General features: G+C 74.2%; 22 protein-coding genes. 13 read left to right on the top strand and 9 right to left on the bottom strand.

Going from position 1 to position 22,140, the window contains the following annotated elements; genetic code table 11:
- Positions 1-85: 85 nt before the first annotated feature.
- Positions 86-1,003 (bottom strand): glutaminase, encoded by a 918-nt coding sequence (locus IE219_RS15715; protein WP_189977638.1) that lies wholly within the window; start codon positions 1,001-1,003, stop codon positions 86-88.
- A 101-nt stretch (positions 1,004-1,104) separates the two neighbouring features.
- Positions 1,105-2,517 carry an aminopeptidase P family protein gene (locus IE219_RS15710; RefSeq protein WP_189977636.1) on the bottom strand — a complete coding sequence of 471 codons (1,413 nt, stop codon included), beginning with the start codon at positions 2,515-2,517 and terminating at the stop codon, positions 1,105-1,107.
- Positions 2,518-2,672: 155 nt separating this feature from the next.
- Between IE219_RS15710 and IE219_RS15705 the strand changes: the two genes are divergently transcribed.
- Positions 2,673-3,656, top strand: a complete 984-nt coding sequence (locus IE219_RS15705; protein ID WP_189977634.1) for a helix-turn-helix domain-containing protein — start codon at positions 2,673-2,675, stop codon at positions 3,654-3,656.
- Between the two features lie 8 nt (positions 3,657-3,664).
- On the opposite strand, the gene IE219_RS15700 is transcribed toward IE219_RS15705, so the two are convergent.
- From IE219_RS15700 to IE219_RS15685, 4 genes are all read right to left on the bottom strand, one after another.
- Positions 3,665-5,689, bottom strand: a complete 2,025-nt coding sequence (locus tag IE219_RS15700; protein WP_229849780.1) for a prolyl oligopeptidase family serine peptidase — start codon at positions 5,687-5,689, stop codon at positions 3,665-3,667.
- 61 nt (positions 5,690-5,750) lie between these two features.
- Entirely contained in the window at positions 5,751-7,484 is a 1,734-nt protein-coding gene (locus IE219_RS15695; RefSeq protein ID WP_189977629.1) for a serine/threonine-protein kinase, read from the bottom strand.
- A 69-nt stretch (positions 7,485-7,553) separates the two neighbouring features.
- Complete coding sequence (locus IE219_RS15690) at positions 7,554-9,275, bottom strand: acyl-CoA dehydrogenase family protein (RefSeq protein ID WP_189977627.1); 1,722 nt, start codon at positions 9,273-9,275, stop codon at positions 7,554-7,556.
- Positions 9,276-9,321: 46 nt separating this feature from the next.
- The gene (locus tag IE219_RS15685) at positions 9,322-9,870 is read right to left on the bottom strand and encodes a PadR family transcriptional regulator (protein WP_189977625.1); all 549 of its coding nucleotides are present in this window, start codon (positions 9,868-9,870) and stop codon (positions 9,322-9,324) included.
- Between the two features lie 216 nt (positions 9,871-10,086).
- Here IE219_RS15685 and IE219_RS15680 point away from each other — a divergent pair, with 216 nt between their 5' ends.
- Positions 10,087-10,269: a hypothetical protein gene (locus IE219_RS15680; RefSeq protein ID WP_189978046.1), complete on the top strand. Its 183-nt coding sequence runs from the start codon at positions 10,087-10,089 to the stop codon at positions 10,267-10,269.
- Between the two features lie 32 nt (positions 10,270-10,301).
- Here the strand turns inward: IE219_RS15680 and IE219_RS15675 are convergent, their stop codons facing one another.
- Positions 10,302-11,093, bottom strand: a complete 792-nt coding sequence (locus IE219_RS15675) for a class I SAM-dependent methyltransferase (RefSeq protein ID WP_189977623.1) — start codon at positions 11,091-11,093, stop codon at positions 10,302-10,304.
- A gap of 342 nt (positions 11,094-11,435) precedes the next feature.
- On the opposite strand from IE219_RS15675, the gene ectA reads away from it, so the two are divergent.
- The 8 genes from ectA (at position 11,436) to ehuA (ending at position 17,981) form a co-directional block, all read left to right on the top strand.
- Positions 11,436-11,981: a diaminobutyrate acetyltransferase gene (gene ectA, locus IE219_RS15670; protein WP_189977621.1), complete on the top strand. Its 546-nt coding sequence runs from the start codon at positions 11,436-11,438 to the stop codon at positions 11,979-11,981.
- A gap of 90 nt (positions 11,982-12,071) precedes the next feature.
- The gene (gene ectB / locus IE219_RS15665; RefSeq protein WP_373298845.1) at positions 12,072-13,334 is read left to right on the top strand and encodes a diaminobutyrate--2-oxoglutarate transaminase; all 1,263 of its coding nucleotides are present in this window, start codon (positions 12,072-12,074) and stop codon (positions 13,332-13,334) included.
- Positions 13,335-13,376: 42 nt separating this feature from the next.
- Positions 13,377-13,811 (top strand): ectoine synthase, encoded by a 435-nt coding sequence (locus IE219_RS15660; protein WP_189977617.1) that lies wholly within the window; start codon positions 13,377-13,379, stop codon positions 13,809-13,811.
- Positions 13,812-13,859: 48 nt separating this feature from the next.
- Positions 13,860-14,759: an ectoine hydroxylase gene (gene thpD, locus IE219_RS15655; protein ID WP_189977615.1), complete on the top strand. Its 900-nt coding sequence runs from the start codon at positions 13,860-13,862 to the stop codon at positions 14,757-14,759.
- Between the two features lie 56 nt (positions 14,760-14,815).
- On the top strand, positions 14,816-15,721 hold the full coding sequence (gene ehuB, locus IE219_RS15650) for an ectoine/hydroxyectoine ABC transporter substrate-binding protein EhuB (RefSeq protein WP_189977613.1): 906 nt from the start codon (positions 14,816-14,818) through the stop codon (positions 15,719-15,721).
- A gap of 13 nt (positions 15,722-15,734) precedes the next feature.
- Positions 15,735-16,502: an ectoine/hydroxyectoine ABC transporter permease subunit EhuC gene (ehuC, locus tag IE219_RS15645; protein ID WP_189977611.1), complete on the top strand. Its 768-nt coding sequence runs from the start codon at positions 15,735-15,737 to the stop codon at positions 16,500-16,502.
- A complete protein-coding gene (ehuD, locus tag IE219_RS15640) occupies positions 16,502-17,137 on the top strand; it encodes an ectoine/hydroxyectoine ABC transporter permease subunit EhuD (protein ID WP_189977609.1) in 636 nt (211 codons plus the stop codon). The genes ehuC and ehuD overlap by 1 nt, the downstream gene beginning before the upstream one ends.
- A complete protein-coding gene (ehuA, locus tag IE219_RS15635; protein ID WP_189977607.1) occupies positions 17,127-17,981 on the top strand; it encodes an ectoine/hydroxyectoine ABC transporter ATP-binding protein EhuA in 855 nt (284 codons plus the stop codon). The genes ehuD and ehuA overlap by 11 nt, the downstream gene beginning before the upstream one ends.
- Positions 17,982-17,985: 4 nt before the next feature.
- On the opposite strand, the gene IE219_RS15630 is transcribed toward ehuA, so the two are convergent.
- On the bottom strand, positions 17,986-18,471 hold the full coding sequence (locus tag IE219_RS15630) for a hypothetical protein (protein WP_189977605.1): 486 nt from the start codon (positions 18,469-18,471) through the stop codon (positions 17,986-17,988).
- A gap of 146 nt (positions 18,472-18,617) precedes the next feature.
- Between IE219_RS15630 and IE219_RS15625 the strand changes: the two genes are divergently transcribed.
- The 3 genes from IE219_RS15625 (at position 18,618) to IE219_RS15615 (ending at position 21,427) form a co-directional block, all read left to right on the top strand.
- The gene (locus IE219_RS15625; protein ID WP_189977604.1) at positions 18,618-19,430 is read left to right on the top strand and encodes a thioesterase family protein; all 813 of its coding nucleotides are present in this window, start codon (positions 18,618-18,620) and stop codon (positions 19,428-19,430) included.
- 117 nt (positions 19,431-19,547) lie between these two features.
- Positions 19,548-20,774: a metallophosphoesterase gene (locus IE219_RS15620; protein ID WP_189977602.1), complete on the top strand. Its 1,227-nt coding sequence runs from the start codon at positions 19,548-19,550 to the stop codon at positions 20,772-20,774.
- Positions 20,775-20,896: 122 nt separating this feature from the next.
- Positions 20,897-21,427, top strand: a complete 531-nt coding sequence (locus tag IE219_RS15615) for a hypothetical protein (RefSeq protein WP_189978010.1) — start codon at positions 20,897-20,899, stop codon at positions 21,425-21,427.
- Between the two features lie 79 nt (positions 21,428-21,506).
- On the opposite strand, the gene IE219_RS15610 is transcribed toward IE219_RS15615, so the two are convergent.
- Complete coding sequence (locus IE219_RS15610) at positions 21,507-21,929, bottom strand: YjbQ family protein (RefSeq protein WP_189977600.1); 423 nt, start codon at positions 21,927-21,929, stop codon at positions 21,507-21,509.
- Between the last annotated feature and the right edge of the window lie 211 nt (positions 21,930-22,140).

The raw sequence follows: 22,140 nt of genomic DNA, 5'->3' as shown, positions 1-22,140 counted from the left end.
GCGCGCGCGGCGCCCCCACCGGATCTGTACCCCGTACGGGGCCGTCCCGCCATCCGGGGCCGCCCGGACGGGGGACCCCGGGGACTCAGAAGACGGAGAGGCCGGTGAGGGTGGTGAAGCGGTCGAGGGCGGCGACGCCGGCGACCGAGTTGCCGCGCGCGTCGAGGCCGGGGCTCCACACGCACAGGGTGCAGGTGCCGGGTACGACGGCGACGATCCCGCCGCCGACGCCGCTCTTGCCGGGCAGGCCCACCCGGTGGGCGAACTCGCCCGCCGCGTCGTAGGTGCCGCAGGTGAGCATGACGGCGTTGACCTGCTTGGCCCGGCTGCGGCTGAGCAGCCGGCTGCCGTCGGCGCGCAGGCCGTGCCGGGCGAGGAAGCCGGTGGCGACGGCGAGGTCGGCGCAGGACGCCTCGATCGCGCACTGCCGGAAGTACTCGCGCAGGAGGACCGGGACGGGGGTGGTGATGTTGCCGTACGAGGCCATGAAGTGGGCCAGGGCCGCGTTGCGGTCGCCGTGCTCGGCCTCGGAGGCGGCGACGTCCCGGTCGCTGCCGAGGCGGTCGTCGCCGCTCTCCTCGCGCAGGAAGCGCAGCAGCCGGCCGGAGGCGTCGCCGGTCAGCCGGTGCAGGCGGTCGGTGACGACGAGGGCGCCCGCGTTGATGAAGGGATTGCGGGGGATGCCGTTCTCGTACTCCAGCTGGACGAGGGAGTTGAAGGGGTTGCCGGAGGGCTCGCGGCCGACGTGCTCCCACAGGGCGTCGCCCTCCTCGGCGAGGACCAGCGCGAGGGTGAAGACCTTGGTGAGGGACTGCGCGGAGAACGGGCGCCGCCACTCCCCCACCCCGTGGACGGTACCGTCGAGCTCCGCCACGGCCATGCCGAACGCCCCCGGGTCGACGGCGGCGAGGGCGGGGATGTAGTCGGCGGGGCGGCCCCGGTCGGCGAGCGCCCCGATCTCCTGCGCGATCCGTTCGAGGACGGGCTGGAAGGCGTGCGTCACGCCCCCATCATGGGCCCGGCGGCCCCGGGACCGCCGGGTGGAGGGGGCCGCGCGGGGGTGCCGGCCGCACAACCGGCACCCCCGCGCGGCCCCCGGAGGGGTCACCCGGCGACGCGGGCCATCCACTCCTCGACCTCGGCGGAGGTGCGGGGCAGTCCGGCGGAGAGGTTCTCGTGGCCGTCCTCGGTGACCAGCAGGTCGTCCTCGATGCGGACGCCGATGCCGCGCCACTCGGCGGGGACGGTCAGGTCGTCGGGCTGGAAGTAGAGGCCGGGCTCGACGGTGAGGACCATGCCCGGCTCCAGGACGCCGTCGACGTACTCCTCGTTGCGCGCGGAGGCGCAGTCGTGGACGTCGAGGCCGAGCATGTGGCCGGTGCCGGCCATGGTGAAGCGGCGCTGGAGGCCGAGCTCGTACGCGCGGTCGACCGGGCCCTCGATGAAGCCCCACTCCACCAGCTGGGCGGCCAGGTGGCGCTGGGCCGCCTCGTGGAAGGCGCGGTAGGGGGCGCCGGGCTTCACCGCGTCGAAGCCGGCCTGCTGGGCGGCGTACACGGCGTCGTACGCCGTGCGCTGGACGTCGGTGAAGGTGCCGCTGATGGGGAGGGTGCGGGTGACGTCGGCGGTGTAGAGGGAGTGGGTCTCCACGCCCGCGTCGAGGAGGAGCAGCTCGCCGGGGCGGACCGGGCCGTCGTTGGAGGTCCAGTGCATGATCGTGGCGTGGTCGCCGGCGGCGCAGATGGAGCCGTAGCCGACGGAGTTGCCCTCCAGGCGGGCGCGGCGGAAGAAGGTGCCCTCGATCCACCGCTCGGAGGTGGCGACGGCGGTCGACAGGTCGCCGACGGCGTCGGTGAAGCCGCGGACGGTGGAGTCGACGGCCTTGCGGAGTTCGCCGATCTCCCAGGCGTCCTTGACCAGGCGCAGCTCGCTGAGGGCGTCCTCCAGCTCGGTGTCGCGCTCCTCGTCGGTGGTGAGGACCGCCTCCAGGGCGGCGTCGACGCCGCGCAGGATCCGGGTGGGGACGCCGGCGCCGGCGGCCAGGTGGGCGGGGAGCTCGCGGACGTCGCGGCAGGCCAGGCCGAGGACGCGCTCGGCCTCGGCGAGGGAGAGCCGGCGGCCCATCCACAGTTCGGCGGTGTAGCCGATCCAGAAGGTGTCGTCGTCGCGGCCGTCGCGCGGCAGGACGTAGCCGTACGCGTCGTGGCCGCCGCCCTCGCGGGGCTCCAGGACGAGGGCGCAGTCGCGGGCCTGGTCGCCGGTCATGTGGACGTAGGCGGAGTGCGGCCGGAAGGGGTAGGTGTCGTCGTTCGAGCGGACCTTGAGGTTGCCGGACGGGATCACCAGGCGCTCGCCGGGGAAGCGCGCGGAGAGCGCCTCGCGGCGGGCGGCGGCGTACGGCGCCTGCTCGGAGGGGGTCAGGTCGTGCCGTTCGGTGTCGGCCCAGCCGGTGCGCATGAGCGCGGAGAGCTCCGGGGAGATCCCGTCGTACAGGCCGTTCTTGCGACCCTTCGCCACGTCGTGCTCCTTCGTCTGGTTCGTCGGGGGTGTCCCGTGCCGCCGGTCGTCGGCGGCCCACGGACCGTAGCCCGGCGCGGAACGCGGTGGGGCCGGGGAGTGCCAGTGGCACGGATCGGACACCGGGGTGGTCGCGGCGGGGTCAGAATGGGGGCATGGCGAACGCGAGACTGGGCGAGGCGCTGCGGCTCCTGGGGCTCGGCGGGGATGCGGCGGGGGTGTACCTGACGCTCCTGGAGCGGGCCCCGGCGCCGCTGCGGGAGGTCGGCGCGGCGGCCGGTCTGGACGGGCCCGCGCTGGCGGCGGCGTACGGGGAGCTGGTCGACGCGGGGCTGGCGAGTCCGGTGGTGGACGCGGGCGACACGGTGGCGCCGGTGCCGCCGGCGGCGGGCCTGGAGATCCTGGGGCGGCACCGGGCGGCGGAGCTGGACGAGTCGCGGATCACGGTGGGCGGCGCGTTCGAGTCGTTCCGGCGGCAGCGGCTGGCCGCGTACAACGACGACCTGGTGGAGGTGGTGACCGGGGAGGCGATCGGGCCCCGGATGCGGCAGGCGTGGGCGAGCGCCCGGCACCGGATCCGACAGCTGGACTCACCGCCGTACTTCCCGATCGACGGGTCGACCGACGACGCGCTGGCCACCCTGGCGCGGGGGGTCGTCCAGCGGGTGGTGTACTCGCGGGCCTCGCTGGAGCAGCCGGGGCACCTGGAGGAGTCGATCGAGCGGGTGGTGGCGGCCGGCGAGCAGGCGCGGGTGCTGCCGTCGGTGCCGGTGAAGCTGGTGATCATCGACGACGCGTACGCGCTGGTCTCGCTGTCGATCAGGGAGGCGGACGTGCACAACACGATGCTGGTGGTGCAGCCGTGCGGACTGCTGTCGGCGCTGGTGGCGCTCTTCGAGCAGTCGTGGCGGGAGGCGCTGCCCCTGCACGGCCGCACCGCGCTCCCGGGCGGCCTCGCGCCGGCCGACCGGCGGCTGCTGTGGCTGCTGGCCGGGGGCGCGGCGGACGAGGTGATCGCCCGGGAGATCGGGGTCAGCCGCCGCACCCTCTTCCGCCGGATCCAGGTCCTGATGGCCCGGCTGGGCGCGGGGAACCGGTTCCAGCTGGCGCTCCAGGCGCAGCGGCACGGCTGGCTCTGAGTCCTCCCTTACTTCCCGGTGAGGCGGGTGCGCAGGAAGGTGTAGACGAGGGCCTGGTTGCGGGCGGCCTGCGCGTTGTCGGTGGCGCCCGCGTGGCCGCCGCCGGTGTTCTCGTGGAAGAGGACGGGGTGGCCCAGCGCGCGCAGCCGGGCCGCCGCCTTGCGGGCGTGGCCGGGGTGGACCCGGTCGTCGCGGGTGGAGGTGGTGAGCAGGACGGGCGGGTAGGCCGCGGCGGGCTCGATGCGGTGGTACGGGGAGAGGTCGAGCAGGTGCGGCAGGTCGGCCTCGTCGTCGGGGTCGCCGTACTCGGCGATCCAGGAGGCCCCGGCGAGGAGCTTGTGGAAGCGGGTCATGTCGAGCAGCGGCACCTGGCAGACGATCGCGCCGAACAGCTCGGGGTAGCGGGTGAGCATGGCGCCCATGAGGAGGCCGCCGTTGCTGCCGCCGGAGGCGCCGAGCAGGCCGGGGGTGGTGATACCGCGGGCGACGAGGTCCCGGGCGACGGCGGCGAAGTCCTCGAAGGCGCGGTGCCGGTGGGCGCCGAGCGCGGCCTGGTGCCAGGCGGGGCCGTACTCGCCGCCGCCGCGGATGTTGGCGATGACGTACGTGCCGCCGGTCTCCAGCCAGCCGCGGCCGGTGAGCGCCGCGTAGCCCGGGGTGAGGGAGACCTCGAAGCCGCCGTAGCCGTAGAGGAGGGTGGGGCCGGGTTCCCGGGCGGCGCCGTCGGTCCGGTCGGGGCCGATGACGAAGTACGGGACGCGGGTGCCGTCCTCGGAGGTGGCGAAGGACTGCTCGACGGTGAGTCCTTCGGCGTCGAAGCGGGCGGGGGCCTGGCGCAGGACCTCGGTGTCGCCGCCGATGGTGCCCCGGGTGAGGGTGGAGGGCTGGAGGAAGCCGGAGACGTCGAGGAAGTACTCGTCGGAGGCGTCGGGTTCGGTGTCGGTGACGGTGACCGCCGACAGCGGGGGCACGTCGGCGAGCGGGGCCCGCGACCAGCCGCCCTCGGGGAGCGGGGTGAGGACCTCGATGCGGGTGCTGACGTCCCGCATGGTCTCCAGGACCAGGTGGTGGCGGGTCCAGGAGTGGCCGGCGAGCGCGGTCCGCTCGTCGGGGGTGAAGAGGGCCTCGGCGGTGCGGTCGCCGGCGAGGAAGGCGTCGAGGCCGAAGGCGAGGAGGGAGCCGGCGGGGTGGCCGAGCCAGGGCGACTTGGGGGTGACGAGGAGGTGCCGGCGGTGGGCGTGGACGTCGGCGTCCTCGGGGACCTCGATCCGGACGAGGGTGTCGTCGGCGGTGAGGAGGTGGGTCTCGCTGCGGTAGAAGTCGAGGGAGCGGCCGACGAAGGCGCGCTCGTGGCCGGGGGTGTCGTCGTACCAGCCCCAGGCGGAGACGTCGGCGGCCTCGCCCTCGAAGACGGTGACGGCCTCGGCGAGCGGGGTGCCGCGCCGCCAGCGGCGGACGGTGCGGGGGTAGCCGGAGTCGGTGAGGGAGCCGGGGCCGTGGTCGGTGCCGATGAAGACGGTGTCGTCGTCGATCCAGTCGATGCTGGTCTTCGCCTCGGGGACGGTGAAGCCGTCGGCGACGAAGGAGCGGGTGGGCAGGTCGAACTCGCGGACCACGACGGCGTCGCCGCCGTCGCGGGAGAGGGAGATCAGGGCCCGGTCGCGGGCGGGGCGCCGCACCTGGGCCCCGGCCCACACCCACTTCTCGTCCTCGGCCGCGGCGAGCGCGTCGAGGTCGAGGAGGACGTCCCACTCGGGGGCGTCCTTGCGGTACTGCTCCAGGGTGGTGCGCCGCCAGACGCCGCGCACGTGGTCGGCGTCCTGCCAGAAGTTGTAGAGGTGCGGGCCGCGGCGGGTGGTGTACGGGATGCGGTCGACGGCGTCGAGCACTTCGCGCAGGCGGTCGGCGAGGGCGTCGAAGCCGGGGGCGGTGGCGAGCTCCGCCTCGGTCTCGGCGTTCCGCTCGGCCACCCAGGCGAGGGCGTCCTCGCCGTCGACGTCTTCCAGCCACAGGTACGGGTCTTCTCGGTTCACGCGGGCCATTGTCCCCCGGTCCGGGCGGTTCCCGGAGGGCCGTCCGGACCGGGGCGGCGGGTCAGTCGGCGACCATCTTGTGGACGACCTTCCCGTCGGCGTCGACGGCGAGGTAGCCGGTGGCGGAGTACTCGTTGGTGCGGTAGACGAGGAGGGTGGGGCGGTTCTCGTTGAAGGTCCAGCGGTTGACGATCATGTACCGGTTGAAGGGCTCCTCGACCTTGAGCTCGCGGTCGGCGCGCTTCATCAGCGCGGGCAGGTCGTCCCAGGGCATCCGGGTGGGGTCGAAGGGCTGCTGGTCGGCCTGGGAGGAGCTGATGGTGCCGCCGACGCCCTGGCGGCTGACCTCGCCGTCCCGGTACTGGTAGCGGTCGTAGGTCTTGGCCCCCTGCCGGGTGGGGATCTCGGCGATGGCGTACTCGTCGTAGACGTACATCGCCTTGACGGTGGAGGTGCCGGTGGCCTCCTTGAAGGCGGCGATGGTGGTGCGCATGCCGGCCGGGGTGAGGAGGGAGCCGCCGGGGGTGGCGGGGGCCTTCGTGGTCCCGCCGGGGGTGGCGGCGGGGGTCCGGGTGCCGGTGGCGGGCGGGGCGGAGGCGCCGGTGCGGCCCTTCGCGTCGTTCCCTCCGTCGCCGCCGTCGCCGCCGTCGCCCAGGGGCAGGAACCGGCTGCCGAAGAACACGACGCAGGCGGCGAGCACGAGGCCCCCGGCGACGGCGGCGAGCCTGCGGCGCCCGGTCAGGGGGGCGCGACCGGCCGGGGTGGGGGCGGTGGCGGGGTGGGCGTACGGGTGGGGCGGGGCGGCCGGGTAGGGCACGGGGCCGGTGAGCGGCGGCCCGAAGCCCGCGGGGGCGGGGACGGCGTCGGCGGGGACGGCGGGCGGGATCGCGTCGGCGGGGGCGGTACGGGGGTCGGCGGGGGTCCTGGGGTCGGCGGCGGCCGGGGCGGTGCCGGTGGCGGCCTCGGCGAGGAGGCGGTCGAGGAGTTCGCCGTCGGGGCGCTGGGCGGGGTCGCGGACCAGGAGCCGGGTGAGGACGGGGCCGAGGGCGCCGGAGCGGACCGGCGGCGGGATCGGGTCGTCGAGGACGGCGACGACGGTGGCGAGGCTGGTGGCGCGGCGCAGCGGGTGGTGGCCCTCGGTCGCCACGTACAGGAGCATGCCGAGGGACCACAGGTCGGAGGCCGGGTTGCCCTCCTCGCCGCGGATCCGTTCGGGGGCGATGAACTCGGCGGAGCCGATGAGGTCGCCGGAGGCGGTGAGCCGGGAGGTGGCCTCTTCGAGGACGGCGATGCCGAAGTCGGTGAGGACGGCGCCGCCGCCGGCCCGCAGCAGCACGTTGGCGGGTTTGACGTCGCGGTGGTGGATGCCCGCGGCGTGGGCGGCGCGCAGGGCGCCGAGGACCTGCCGGCCGAGGACGATGGCCTCGGGGACGGGCAGCGGACCGGCGGCGAGCCGGTCGGCGACCGAGTTGCCCTCGACGAGCTCCATGACGATCCACGGGGCCGAGCCGTCGGCGGGCTCGACGATGTGGTGGACGGTCACCACGTGCGGGTGCGACAGCCGGGCGAGGGCGCGGGCCTCGCGGACCGCGCGGGTGCGCAGCTGGGCCGTCAGGCCGGGGTGGGCGTCCTCGTCGGCGGGGTCGGGCGGGCGGACCTCCTTGAGGGCGACGTCCCGGTCGAGGGCGATGTCGCGGGCCCGCCACACGGTGCCCATGCCGCCGCTGCCGAGACGGGATATCAGCCGGAACCGTCCGTCGACGAGGGGTCTGCCGTCGTCGTCACTCGTGCTCATGAGCGATCATCGTAGGGCTCCCCGGTGACAACCGGGGTCCGGGCGGGCGGGCCGCCCGGACCGGCGGGGTCAGGGCTTCATCTCGTACGCCCCCGCGAGGGCTTCGACGCGCTCCCAGACGCGGGCGGAGCGGGCCCCGTCGGTGACGGGGCGGCGGACCGCGCCGAGCGCCCACTCCTGCTGGGCGGGGGTGGCGGAGTCCTTGCCGTGGAGTTCGACGGCGTGGCCGGAGAAGTCGCGGACGAGGACGGCGAACAGCTCGTCGAGGACGTCGTCGTCGAGGCCGGTGAGGGCGGCCTGCTCCAGGACGAGCTGGGCGTGGACGACGAGGGCGAAGAGCTGGCCGACGGCGAGGAGCAGGTCGAGGTCGCGGCCCTGGTCCTCGCCGGGGGCGGCGGTGCGGACGAAGTCGCAGAGGGCGTCGGCCTGTTCGCGGAAGCGGGCGACGTTCGGGAGCCGGTCGTACGCGTCGAAGGCGGGGCGCCAGTCGTGGAAGCGGACGGAGCCGAGGCCGCGGGCGGGGCCCTGGCGGAAGAGGAAGGCGTCGTCGGCGGCGTCGAGGCGGGTGGGGACGGGCTCGTGGGCGACGGGGGCGAGGAGGTGGTTGCCCATGAACTTGAGGATGAGGGCGAGGTTGACGTGGACCGTGCCCTCCAGCTTGGGCAGGCCGCGGATCTCGACGGCCGCCTGGGCGAAGTAGGTGTCCTTCTCGAAGCCCTTGGCGGCGATGACGTCCCAGAGGAGGTCGATGACCTTCTCGCCCTCGGTGGTCACCTTCATCTTCGTCATGGGGTTGAAGAGGAGGTAGCGGCGGTCGTCGGGGCCGGCGGTGCGGAAGTAGTCGACGGCGCGGTCGCTGAAGAGCTTCATGCCGGCGAGCCGGACGTAGGCGTCGGTGAGTTCGCGGCGCACGTGCGGGAAGGCGGTGACGGGGCGGCCGTAGAGGACCCGGTGGTGGGCGTGGGTGACGGCCTCGTACATCGCGTGTTCGCAGATGCCGATGGAGGCGGTGCAGAGGTTGAACTTGCCGACGTTGACGGTGTTGAGGGCGGCGTCGAAGGCGGCGCGGCCGGTGTGCAGGACGTCGGCGGCGGCGACCGGGTGGTCCTCCAGGCGGAACTCGCTGACGAACTTCGAGGAGTCGACGACGTTCTTGACGAGGTGGTAGGAGGGGGCGCGGCTGTCGGCGGCGAAGAAGACGTAGCCGTCGGGGCCCTCGACGTCGGTGCGGCGGCCGAAGACGGAGACGAGTCCGGCGGCGTTGCCGTTGCCGATGTAGTACTTGGAGCCGGTGGCGCGGAAGCCGCCCTCGCCGTCGGGGGTGAGCAGCATGTCGGTGGAGTAGATGTCGGCGCCGTGGGTCTTCTCGGAGAGGCCGAAGGCGAACACCTCGCCCTGGTCGAGGAGGGCGGCGGCGCGGGCGCGGGCGGCGGCGTTGTCGCTCTGCCAGACGGGGCCGAGGCCGAGGACGGTGACCTGCCAGGCGTACCAGTAGTCGAGTCCGTAGAAGCCGAGGACCTCGTTGAGGGCGGCGATGCGGGCGGTGTCCCAGCGCTTGTCGGGGTGGCCGGCGGCCTCGGCGGCGGGGGTGAGGAAGGTGGCGAAGAGGTTCTCCCGCGCCGCGAAGGCGAGGAAGTCGCCGAGCCAGGCGCGGGTGCGGTAGTCCTCGATGATCCGGCGCTTGCCGCGCGCCTCGAACCAGTCGACGGTGGCGCGCAGCAGCCTGCGGGTCTCGGGGTCGAAGTGCGCGGGGTCGTAGGTGCGGGGGTTGAGGAGCGGCGCGTCGGCCATGGGGGTACCGCCTGAGGGGTGAGGGTGGGATGGGGGTGGGGCCGGTTCAGAACCGGCGGAGGGTGGCGAGGACGTCGTCGAGCCAGCCGATCATCATGCGCTCGTAGGCGATGCCGCCCCGCAGGACGGCGTGCTGGAGCTCGCGCTCGGCGTCGGGCGGCGTGCCGTCGGCGGGCCGCGGGGGGAAGTCCCGCTCCTCGCCGGAGAGGTAGTGGGCGAGCCGGTCGGTGTGGGCCCGCCGGTGGCGTTCGACCTCGCGGACGAGTCCGGCGGGGTCGTCGAAGGCGGCGCCCCGGATCTTCACGGCGAGGTCGTGCCGGACGCTCTCGGGTTCGATCGGCTCGTGCAGCCAGGAGGCGAGGGCCGCGCGCCCGAGGTCGGCGACGGAGTACTCCCTCTTGTCCGGCCGCCCCTGCTGGGCCACTTCCCGCGCGTCGACCCAGCCGTCGGTCTCCATGCGCTTGAGGACGCGGTAGATCTGCTGGTGGGTGGCGGTCCAGAAGTAGCCGATGGACCGCTCGAAGCGGCGCGCCAGCTCGTATCCGGAGCCGGGCTTCTCCAGCAGGGAGACGAGGATCGCGTGTTCGAGCGCCATGCCCCCGATCCTGCTATGCAACGGGTTGCATAGCAAGGCGGGCGGCGGTGAGACACGCCTCACGGCGCGTCGGCCGCCGGGCGCGCCATCGGGTCGGACGGTCCGGAAGGCCGGGGCGAACGCCCCGGCCCGAGGGCGGCGGGGGCGCGTCAGGACCGCGTGAAGACCGTCGTGGCGGCGGTGTGTCCGGGGGCGGGTCCGGCCTACAGTCGCGGCATGAGCCGACCCGACGGGCGGATGCCCGCCGACCAGCGCGTCCGGCGCCTCTCGACGGCGCTCGGCGCGGGCGCGCTCCTCGCGGGCACGTCCGGGGCGCTGACCGGCAGCATGTGGCTCCTCGGCGTGGGCGCGTGGCTGCTCATCGGAGCCGTACTCCTGGAACTCGTCTACCGGCCCTGAGGACGTGCGACGGTCCGCTCCGGGGTCGGGCGTCAGGCGGCGCGGGCGACGAGGAGCGGCTGGAAGAAGCCCGTCTCCTCGGGGAAGCGCCATCGCGCGCCGGTGAACCCGGCCCCGGCGGCGAGGGCGGCGAGCCGGTCGCGGCCGAGTGCCCAGTAGGTGGCGCGGCGGACCCGGACCCGCCACTCCTCCCCCGCGCCGTCCGCACCGCCCGTCCCGGGTTCCGGCAGGAGCTGGAAGTGCTCCAGGTCGTAGTGCTCGCCGTCGTCGTGCCAGTGCCACAGCTGGAAGCCGACGGTCCGGCCCCCTCCCCCGGCCTCCTGGTGGACCTGCGGCGGGGTGGAGGCGGGCCGGTCGCGGAGCAGTTCGTCGTAGGGGCGGGTGCTGACGAGGAGCAGGCCGCCGGGGCGCAGGACGCGGCGCATCTCGGCGAGGGCGGCGCGCACGTCCGCCTCCGTCAGGAGGTGGGGCAGCGAGTTGTCCGCGCAGACGACGGCGTCGAAGCCGCCGACGGGGAAGGGGAGGCGCCGCATGTCGGCGGCGGCCGTGCGCAGGACGGCACCCCGGCGCGCGGCCTCGCGGGCGGCGCGGGCGGCGGCGCGCGGGCTGAGGTCGGTCCCGACGACGCGGTGTCCGCGCAGGGCCAGGCCGACGGCCTGGGTGCCGATGCCGCACGAGCAGTCGAGCACCGTCGCGGGCTCCGGTCCGACGAGGGCGTCGAGGGCCGCGCCCTGGCGGCGCAGGCTCGCGTCCCAGTCGGCGTAGAGGCGGTGGTAGTCGTCGGCCAGGTCCTCGTAGAAGCGCGCCGCGGACGTCTCGGTCATGGGGCGAGCCTACGGGGCGGGGCGCGGGTGCCGAACACCCCGGGGAACGGCCGGTGCCGGAGTCCCAGCAGGACATCCCTTACCGGTGTCGGCGGCACCAAACACACACGAACCCCACGATGCAATAACGTTCGGCGAGCGGTTCGACACAGAGAGAGACTGTTACGTCGTCGTTATGGAGCGAGGGTCTGGACAGGTTTGCCCCTGTTCACACCCCTCGATCGGGGACCTGATCCACTTTCCGGGCCACCGGGGCGCCGCGTCGCATAACACGGGCACCCCGTCCTCCGTAACCCCTCAGGCCCAGGCAGTTCGTCTTTTCGCTGGGTAGCTTCGGCGCCCATGACCACCACAGCTCACACGACCCTCGCCCGGAGCGAAGCGGCGGATCTGCCCGAGGGGTGGACCCTCGGCCGCCCGGAGGTGGCGGACGGGGCGCAACTCTGGCGGCTGGCGCGGGAGTCCGAGGTCCTCGACGTCAACTCCTCGTACAGCTACCTGCTCTGGTGCCGGGACTTCGCCGACACCTCCGTCGTCGTCCGCGACGGGCGGGGCCGGGCGGTGGGCTTCGTGACGGGCTACCTGCGGCCCGACGCCCCCCGGACGCTGCTGGTGTGGCAGGTCGCGGTGGACGCCTCGCACCGGGGGCGCGGGATCGCCGGCACGCTGCTCGACGCGCTCTCCCGGCGGGTGGCCGGCGCGCACGGGATCGACGCCGTCGAGACGACGATCACGCCCGGCAACACCGCCTCCGAGCGCCTCTTCGACGCCTTCGCCCGGCGTCACGGCGCCCGCGTCGACCGCGCGGTCCTCTTCCCCGCCGCCGCCTTCCCGGGCGACTCCCACGACGCCGAGGTCCTGCACCGCATCGCGCCGCTGTCCTTCTGACGGCGCCCTTCCCCCCTGTCTTTCCTTCCCGCCTTTCTCCTTCCCCTTCTTCTTCCGCGTCCTCACGCACTGGAGACCCGTATGACGCTCATCGCCGAGACCCCGCCGTCCGTCTTCGAGACCGTCGAGTCCGAGGTCCGCAGCTACTGCCGGTCCTGGCCCACCGTCTTCGAGAAGGCCACCGGGAGCCGTCTGTACGACGAGCACGGGCGCCCCTTCCTCGACTTCTTCGCGGGCGCGGGCTCGCTCAACTACGGCCACAACAACCCCGCCCTCAAGCGGCCGCTCCTCGACTACCTGGGCGGCGACGGCATCACCCACGGCCTCGACATGTCGACGACCGCGAAACGCCGCTTCCTGGAGACCTTCCAGGAGACCGTCCTGGAGCCGCGCGGCCTGCCCTACAAGGTGATGTTCCCCGGCCCGACCGGCACCAACGCGGTCGAGGCGGCCCTCAAGCTGGCCCGGAAGGTCACCGGCCGCAAGACGGTCGTCTCCTTCACCAACGCCTTCCACGGCATGTCGCTGGGCTCCCTCGCCCTCACCGGGAACGCCGTCAAGCGGGCCGGCGCGGGCGTGCCGCTGACCCACACCACCCAGATGCCGTACGACCGCTACCTCGGCGGCCGGCTCCCGGACTTCCTGTGGTTCGAGCGGCTCCTGGAGGACTCCGGCTCCGGCCTCGACCACCCGGCCGCCGTGATCGTCGAGACGGTGCAGGGCGAGGGCGGCGTCAACGTGGCCCGCGCCGAGTGGCTGCGCGGCCTCGCCGACCTGTGCCGCCGCCGCGACATGCTGCTCATCGTCGACGACATCCAGATGGGCTGCGGCCGGACCGGCGACTTCTTCTCCTTCGAGGAGGCCGGCGTCACCCCCGACATCGTCACCCTCTCCAAGTCGATCAGCGGCTACGGACTGCCCATGTCCCTCTGCCTCTTCCGCGACGAGCTGGACCTGTGGGAGCCGGGCGAGCACAACGGCACCTTCCGCGGCAACAACCCGGCCTTCGTCACCGCGACCGCCGCCCTCGACACCTACTGGCGCGACGGCACGCTGCGCGAGCGGACCCTCCAGCGGGCCGGCCGCGTCGAGGCCGCCCTGCTCGACCTCACCAGCGGCAACGAGCGCGGGGAGATCTCCCACCGGGGGCGCGGCCTGGTCTGGGGCCTGGAGTTCGCCCGCGACGGGCGCGCCGAGGCCGTCTGCCGCCGCGCCTTCGAGCTGGGGCTCCTCGTCGAGACCTCCGGGCCGCGCGGCGAGGTCGTCAAGCTGCTGCCGCCGCTGACCGCCACCGACGACGAGCTCGACGAGGGCCTCGGCATCCTCGCCCGCGCCGTCCGCCACACCGCCTGACCCCACGCCCCCGCACCCCGTCCCTCCCCCGGAAAGGCACCCATGATCGTCCGCAGTTTCGCCGAGCTGGAGAACACCGACCGCCATGTGAAGGCCGCCTCCGGCACCTGGGAGAGCAAGCGGATCGTGCTCGCCCGCGAGCGCGTCGGCTTCTCCCTCCACGAGACCGTCCTCCACGCCGGCACCGAGACCACCATGTGGTACGCGCACCACGTCGAGGCCGTCGTCTGCACCGCCGGCGAGGCCGAACTCACCGACCACGAGACCGGGAAGACCCACACCATCGTCCCCGGGACCATGTACCTCCTCGACGGCCACGAGCGGCACACCCTCCGGGTCAAGGAGGAGTTCCGCTGCCTGTGCGTCTTCAACCCGCCGGTGACCGGCCGCGAGGACCACGACGAGAACGGCGTCTACCCGCTCCTGACCGAGCCCGAGCCGGACGCGGAGCCGGGCTCCGCCCCGGACCCCGCCTGAGGCCCCGAGGCCCGCACCCCCCTTCGTACGAGAGAGGCACGCACCGCGATGACCAGCGCCCCCGCCCGCCCTGTCGACCCGTATCCCACCCGAGGCGCCGAGGAGGCCCTCGTCTTCCGCAAGGAGCCGGTCGTCTGGTCCGATCCCGGCACCCCCGGCCCCTTCTGGCCGCGCGAGCTGGAGCGGTACGACCGCGACGGCTTCCTCGCCGTCGACGCCCTCGTCGGCCCGGAGGAGGTCGCCGAACTCCGCGCCGAACTCGACCGGCTGGTCGCCGACCCGGCCGTCCGCGCGGACGAGCGGGCCGTCGTCGAACCCCGCTCCCAGGAGATCCGCTCCGTCTTCGAGGTGCACCGGATCAGCGAGGTCTTCGCGAAGCTCGCCGCCGACCCGCGCCTGGTCGACCGCGCCCGCCAGATCCTCGGCTCCGACGTGTACGTCCACCAGTCCCGGATCAACGTCAAGCCCGGCTTCGGCGCCAGCGGCTTCTACTGGCACTCCGACTTCGAGACCTGGCACGCGGAAGACGGACTGCCGCTGATGCGGGCCGTGTCGGTGTCGCTCGCGCTCACCCCGAACTTCACCACCAACGGCAGCCTCATGATCATGCCGGGGTCGCACCGCACCTTCCTCGGCTGCGCCGGCGAGACGCCCGAGGACAACTACAAGAAGTCGCTGCGGATGCAGGACGCCGGCACCCCCTCGCAGAAGGCGCTCACCACCTTCGCCGAGGCGTGCGGCATCGAGCACTTCACCGGCGACGCGGGCTCGGCCGTCTGGTTCGACTGCAACGCCCTGCACGGCTCGGGCGACAACATCACCCCCTTCCCCCGCAGCAACGTCTTCCTCGTCTTCAACAGCGTGGAGAACGCGCCGGAACTGCCCTTCGCCGCGCCCGTCCGCCGCCCGTCGTTCATCGCCTCCCGGGACACCACCCCGATCGCCTGACCCCGCGCCCCCTCCGCCGCTCCCCTCCGCCGTTCCGCCGAAAGGACCGACCGCCCGTGTCCCTCTCCCGCAGACGTCTCCTCTCCCGCGCCGCCGTGCTCGGCGGACTGCTCACCGTCTCCACCCCGCTCGTCGCGTGCAGCCGTACGGAGGTGGGCACCGGCGCACCGGCCGGCGAGGGGGACCTCCTCGCAAAGCTGCGGAAACAGGGCCACGTCCGGGTCGGCTTCGCGGGCGAGGCACCGTACGGCTTCCAGGAGGACGGGCGGCTCGCGGGCGAGGCGCCGACCCTGCACCGGGAGATCTTCACCGCCCTCGGCATCGGCGAACTGCGGCCCACGCTCACCGAGTTCGGCGCGCTCATCCCCGGGCTGCTCGCCGGTCGCTTCGACGTGGTCAGCGCGGGCATGGCCATCACCCCCGAGCGGTGCGCCAAAGTCCTCTTCTCCGAGCCCGAGTTCGTCTCCCCGACCGCGCTCATGGTCCGCGAGGGCAACCCCAAGGGCCTGGGCGACCTGCGGTCCTGCGCGGCGGAGAAGGCCAGGGTCGGCGTCCTCACCGCCGCCGTGGAGGCCTCGTACGCCAAGGAGGCGGGCGTCCCGGACGGCTCCGTGGTGACGCTGGCCAAGCAGCAGGACGGGCTCGACGCCCTCCTCGCCGGCCGGATCGACGCCTTCGCCCTCACCGGCATCTCGCTGCGCTGGCTGGCCCGCGTCAACAAGGGCGCGGCGGTGCGGGTCCTGGACCCGTTCGTGCCGGTGGTCGGCGGGGTGGAGCAGTACAGCCCCGGCGGCGCGGTCTTCCGGCCGGGCGCCGAGTCGCTGCGCGACGCGTTCGACGCGGAACTGGCGAAGATCACCGGCGATCCGGCGCGGTACGTGGAGCTGATCGGGAAGTACGGCTTCACCGAGCGCGAGGTGCCGCCGCGCACCCTGCGCACGGCCGACCTGTGCGCGGGGTGAGGGGGCACCGCCCATGAACGACCTCCTGCCCGCCCTTCCCCTGTCCTCCGGTCCCCCGGCCTCCGGCTTCCTCTCTTCCGATCTGCTGTCCTCCGACTTCCTGTCCTCCGACTTCCTGTCCGAGACGGTCCGGGCGCTGCCCTCGATCGCCGGCGGGCTGCTCGTCACGCTGGAGGCGACGCTGCTCGGCGCGGCCCTCGCGCTCGTCGTCGCCTTCGCCCTGGGCCTGGCCGCGCTGTCCCGCCGGATGCTGGTGCGGGGCGCCTCCCGCGCCGTCGTCGAGTTCCTGCGCGGCACCTCGCTGTACGTCCAGCTGTTCTGGCTGTTCTTCGCCCTGCCCATGCTCGGCTTCCGGTTGGAGCCGCTGGCCTGCGGGGTGCTCGCCTTCGGCCTCAACTACGGGGCGTACGGCGCCGAGGTCGTCCGGGGCTCGATCGCGGCCGTGCCCGCCGCCCAGACCGAGGCGGCGATCGCCCTCGGGATGGGGCCGGGGCTGCGGCTGCGGCGGGTGGTGCTGCCGCAGGCGTACGCGCTGATGATCCCGCCGTTCAAGAACCTGCTCATCCAGCTCCTCAAGGCGACGCCGCTGCTCTCCCTGGTCACCGTCGCCGACCTCACCTTCCGCATCGACCAGTTGCGGTCGGCGACCGGCGGCACGGCCGCCGCCTATCTGCTGCTCCTGCTCCTCTACTTCGGCGTGGCCGTGCTGCTGAGCGCCGGGATGAACGCGCTGGAGCGCTCGGCGAAGGCCCGGCTCGGCCAGGAAGGCGGGGGTGCCTGATGTGGGACATGGAGGCGGCGCGCGCCGCCCTCCCGGTCGTCCTGTCCGGCTTCGGCGTGACGCTCCTCGCGACGGTGCTCGGCTTCGCGGTCGCGGTGGTCGCGGGCCTCGCCGTGGCGCTGGTCCAGCGGTCCGCGCCCCGGTGGATCGCGCTGCCGGTCCGGGGGCTCGCCGCGTTCGTCCGCTCGACCCCCGTCATGGTGCAGCTGTTCGCCGTCTGGATCCTGGTCCCGGGGCTGAACGCGCTGACGATCGGCGTCCTGGTCCTGGGCCTGCACTACGCCACGTACCTCTCCGAGGTGTACCGGGCGGGCATCGACGCCGTCCCGAAGGGCCAGTGGGAGGCGTGCGCGGCGCTGTCGCTGCCGCGCCGCCGGGTGTGGCGGGCGGTGATCCTGCCGCAGGCCGTACGGAACGTGCTGCCGTCGCTCGGGAACTACGCGGTCTCCCTCTTCAAGGAGACGCCCTTCCTGTCCGTCATCACCGTGAACGAGATGGTCCACGAGGCGAACTCCTTCGGCAGCACCCACTTCGCCTACCTGGAGAGCTTCACCCTGGCCGCCGTCGTCTTCCTGCTCGCGAGCTGGCCGACGTCCCTGCTCGTCCGCCGCCTGGAGGCACGCCTTGCCCACTGAACCGACCGCCCCCGCCGCACCCGACGCGCCCGGCCCGGTCCCCGACAAGGTCCGCTTCGACGGCGTGACGAAGCGCTTCGGCGACCATACGGTCCTCGACGGGCTCGACCTCGCGGTGGCCCCCGGGGAGCGGGTCACCCTGATCGGCCCGAGCGGCTCCGGCAAGACCACCATCCTCCGGCTCCTGATGACCCTGGAGCGGGTCACCGGCGGCGTCATCCACGTCGACGGCGAGCCCTTCTCCCACATGCCGTCCGGTCCGTCCGGTCGGGGCGGTCGGGGCGGTCGGGGCGGTCCGGGCGGTCCGGGCGGGAAGCTCGTCCCGGCCGACGAGCGCCACCTGGCGCGCCGCCGCCGGCACATCGGCATGGTGTTCCAGCAGTTCAACCTTTTCCCGCACATGAGCGTCCTGGCCAACCTGACGGAGGCGCCGGTCCACGTCCTCGGCCTCGGCAAGGAGGAGGCCGCCGAGCGCGCCCGCGAACTCCTCGCCCTCGCCGACAAGGCCGACGCCCACCCCACCCGGCTCTCCGGCGGCCAGCAGCAGCGCGTCGCCATCGCCCGCGCCCTCGCGATGCGGCCCGACGTGCTCCTCCTCGACGAAGTCACCTCGGCGCTCGACCCGGAACTCGTCGCCGAGGTCCTCGACGTCCTGCGGGACGTCGCCGCCACCACGGACCTGACGATGCTCTGCGTCACCCACGAGATGGGCTTCGCCCGCGACATCTCCGACCGGGTCCTGATGTTCGACGGCGGCCGGGTCCTCGAATCCGGCCCGCCCGGCGCGCTCCTCGACGACCCCGGCCACGAGCGGACCCGGAGCTTCCTCCGCTCCCTCCACTGAGGGCTCAGCCCCGCCAAGCCCCCGGCGGCGGTCCGGGGCGCGGCGCCGGGGGGTGCGGGACGAGGGCGGCGGAGGGGTCGTCGGCCGCCGTGAAGGACCCGGGCACGCGGTAGAAGACGTTCTCGTAGTCGAGGGCGGGGTCCACCACCAGCGCGGCCTCGTCCCCCTCGTCCTCCCGCGCCCACGGGTGCCGCCGCCGGGTGAGCGCGTACCGCGTCTCGAAGACGTCGTCCGCCGCCGTGACCCGCGCGTCCGCCGCGAACCGGCCGTCCCGTCCGGTGGCGCCGTCGACGTACCAGACGTTCCGGAGCCGCAGCAGCCCCTCGGCCGGGCAGGACCAGCGGAAGCGCGAGACGGACGTCGTGCCGCTCACGCTGTCCAGGAGGCTCCAGCCCCATCCGCCGGGGAGGAAGACGACGCTGGTCGACTCCATCACGTTCACGACGGCCCCGGACCAGCCGCCCACGAGCCTTTCGTTCAGAAAGATCATCCGGTCATCATTCCGCACATCTCGGCCGTCGCCCTGTGCGCGGGGTCACGGTGACCCTCCGGCGGCCCGCCCCTAGGATGCGTGCATACGACAACTGATCGGCCAGGGCCGCGATCCGGCCGGGGCCAGAAGTGGAGACGCGCCCCGTGAGCACGAGCGCCCCCGCCCGCGAGAGCTACTACGTGCGGACCGGCGAGCACCGCTTCAAGCCGACGGCGCACGCGGGCGGCGCGTGGGACCCGGCCGAGCAGCACTTCAGCCCGCTGGCCGGCCTCGTCGTCCACGCCCTCGACCGGCACCTCGCGGACCGTCCGGGCGGCGCGGACGGACTCGTCGTGGGACGCGTCGGCTACGAGATCCTCGGCCGCGTCGCGCTCGACGAGTGCGAGATCACCGTGGAGACCGTCCGCCCCGGCCGGACCATCGAACTCCTGGAGGCGACCGTCGTCATCGGCGGCCGGCCGGTGGTCCGTGCCCGCGCCTGGCTGCTGGCCCGGCTGGACACCTCCGCCGTCGCCGACAGCCCCACCGGGCCGCTGCCGGCCCCCGGCGACCTGCCGGTCTGGCCCATGGACGAGGCGTGGGACGGCGGCTACGTCTCCTCCATCGAGGTCCGTCGCGCGCCCACGGCCCGCCCCGGCCGCGCGACGGCCTGGATCTCCTCGCGGCTCGACCTCGTCGCGGGCGAGGAGAGCAGCGCCCTCGCCTCGTACGTCGCCCTGGTGGACACCGCGAACGGCATCGCCGTCCAACAGGACCCGACCGCCTGGATGTTCCCCAACCTGGACCTGACCATCCACCTCTACCGGCAGCCCCGGGGAGCCTGGACCGGCCTCGACACCACCGTCTCCTTCGGCCCCACCGGCCAGGGCCTCACCAGCACCGCCCTGCACGACGCCGACGGCCCCGTCGGCCGGGCCGAGCAGATCCTCACCGTCCGGCCCCAGCCGGGCTCCTGACGAACCCGGAGGGACACCGCGCGCGCCGGTGACGGACAATGGCCCCTCCCGCGCGCCCGCGACCGATCCGGTCCGCCCCGGGCGCGATCCGTCGGACAGACCCCCGGGAGGGGAAGCGTGACCGAGACCAGCGACACCCCGCCCGCCACCGGCCCGGCGAGCGGCGAACCGTCCGGCCGGCTGCGGCTCCTGATGCGGTACGTCCCCCTGGTCGCGCCGGTCCTGCTGTGGGCCGTGCCCTGCTGGCTCCTGCTCCACACCGGCCAGCACTGGCCGCTCCCCGTCACGGCGGCCGGCACCGCGCTGGCCGTCCTCGGCCTGGTCGGCATGCCGCTCGCGATGGTGCGCGGCCACGGCCGGCGCCAGCGGGACCGGGCGGCGATCGTCGGCGACACCCTGCTCGGCGGCGTCTGGATCCTGTTCACCTGGTCCGTCCTGCTCACCGCCCTGCTGCGGCCCGTCCTGGCCGTGGCCGGGGCGGGCGACGCCCAGGACCGGGCACGCGCCGCCGCCTGGGCCGTGCTCGGCGTGACCGCCGTCCTGCTCGTCCGGGGGTACGCCGAGGCCCGCCGCGTGCCGCGCGTGCGCCGGCTCGACGTGCCGCTGCCCCGGCTGGGCGCCGGACTCGACGGCACCCGGGTCGTCCTGATCACCGACACCCACTACGGCCCGCTCGACCGCGCCGACTGGTCGCGGCGGGTCTGCGAGACGGTGAACAGCCTGGAGGCCGACCTGGTCTGCCACACCGGCGACATCGCGGACGGCACGGCCGACCGCCGCCGCGCCCAGGCCGCCCCGCTCGGCACCGTGCGCGCGACCCGGGCCCGGGTCTACGTCACCGGGAACCACGAGTACTACAGCGAGGCCCAGGGCTGGGTCGACCTGATGGACGAACTGGGCTGGGAGCCGCTGCGCAACCGCCACCTGCTGCTCGAACGCGGCGGGGACACCCTCGTCGTCGCCGGTGTGGACGACGTCACCGCCGAGTCCTCCGGCCTCGCGGGCCACCGCGCCCACCTCGACGGGGCCCTCCGGGACGCCGACCCCGATCTCCCGGTCCTCCTCCTCGCCCACCAGCCGAAGTTCGTCGACCGCGCGGCGGCCCACGGCGTCGACCTCCAGCTCTCCGGCCACACCCACGGCGGCCAGATCTGGCCCTTCCACCACCTGGTCCGCCTCGACCAGCCGACCGTCGCCGGCCTCAGCCGCCACGGCGCCCGCACCCTCCTCTACACCAGCCGGGGCACCGGCTTCTGGGGCCCTCCCTTCCGCGTCTTCGCCCCCAGCGAGATCACCCTCCTCGTGCTGCGCTCCCCCGGGGCCGACCGCCTCCCCCCGTCGTGAGGACGGACCCCGCACCGGACGGGCGCACCGGACCCGTGGCCGAAAAGGGGACCGGCCCCGCCGACCGGGCCGAGAATGACGGACCGCGAACACCAGAACGACGAGGGGAGAAGGGCGTGCCGATGGAGGCGTACGCGTACGAGCCCGCCACCGACCGGCTCTTCGGGGAGATCCGCATCGCGCTCGACCACGAGGCCGGGATCCTGACGGTCGACGGCGACGGGGTGCCGTGCGCCGAGATCCGGCGGAGCGGCGACGCCCCGCCGGAGAGCCACGTGCCGATCGGCACGCGCGACCCGGAGCGGCTCGCCCTGAGCGTGGACGGCGCGGAGGAGGTCCTGCGCCCCGCGAAGGGCTTCCTGACCCGGCGTTCGTACCGGGTCGAGGCCGGACCGGCGGACCGGGGCCCCGCCTACCTGCTGGTCCCCGACTCCCTGGGCACCAGCCGCCTGCTCCGCGACGGCCGCCTCCTCGGCGTCTTCACCTCGACCGGGGACGGAACCGTCGACGTCACCTGGGCACCGGCGTCCGACGACGCTCCGCCGGAACCCCGTGACGCCGCCGTCGGCTACGCCCTCGCCGCCGCCTTCGGAACGGGCGCCGAACCGATGTGGAAACTGACCCTGGACGCCCTCCTGGAACTGTGGCCCTGACCGGGGCCGTCCCATCGGGCCGCACGCCGGGAAAGGCCGCCGTCGCCCTGCCCGGTGTCCCGCCCCGCCGTACGACCGGTCAGCCCAGGAAGCTCAGCCGCACCTGTCGTTCCGGGTTGTCGACGTTCGTGTCGACCAGGCAGACCGACTGCCAGGTGCCCAGGGCGAGGCGGCCGGCGACGATCGGGAGGGTGGCGTGGGGCGGGAGGAAGGCGGGGAGGACGTGGTCGCGGCCGTGGCCGGGGGTGCCGTGGCGGTGCTGCCAGCGGTCGTCGGCCGGGAGGAGGTGGTGGAGGGTGGCCAGGAGGTCGGTGTCGCTGCCCGCGCCGGTCTCCAGGACCGCGAGGCCGGCGGTGGCGTGGGGGACGAAGAGGTTGAGGAGGCCGTCGCGGCCGGTGGCCGTCTCGGCGAGGAAGGTCTCGCAGACGCGTGTGAGGTCGGTGACGGTCTCGCGGGCGCCGGTGGTGAGGCTGATGACACGGGTGGTGAAGGAGTGCGGCATGGGGTCATCCTGCCGTCCGGTCGCCGGGAAGGCGCGTCCACGCACCGAGACACCGTTGACCGGTCCGGCGGCGGTCGCTAGTTTCCGCACCATGTCGCGTACAGCCCTGCTCACCACGCGTGGTCACATCGACCTGCTGCGGGTGGCCTCCGCCGCGTGTCCCCGCGGCTGCTGACGCCCTTCCGGCACCTCTCGCGCTCCTCCTGATCGT

The sequence above is a fragment of the Streptomyces termitum genome (assembly GCF_014650175.1).
In the GTDB taxonomy this organism is placed as follows: Bacteria; Actinomycetota; Actinomycetes; order Streptomycetales; family Streptomycetaceae; genus Streptomyces; species Streptomyces termitum.
Note: the sequence above shows the minus strand (reverse complement) of the source record. Positions and strands in the feature narration are given on the sequence as shown.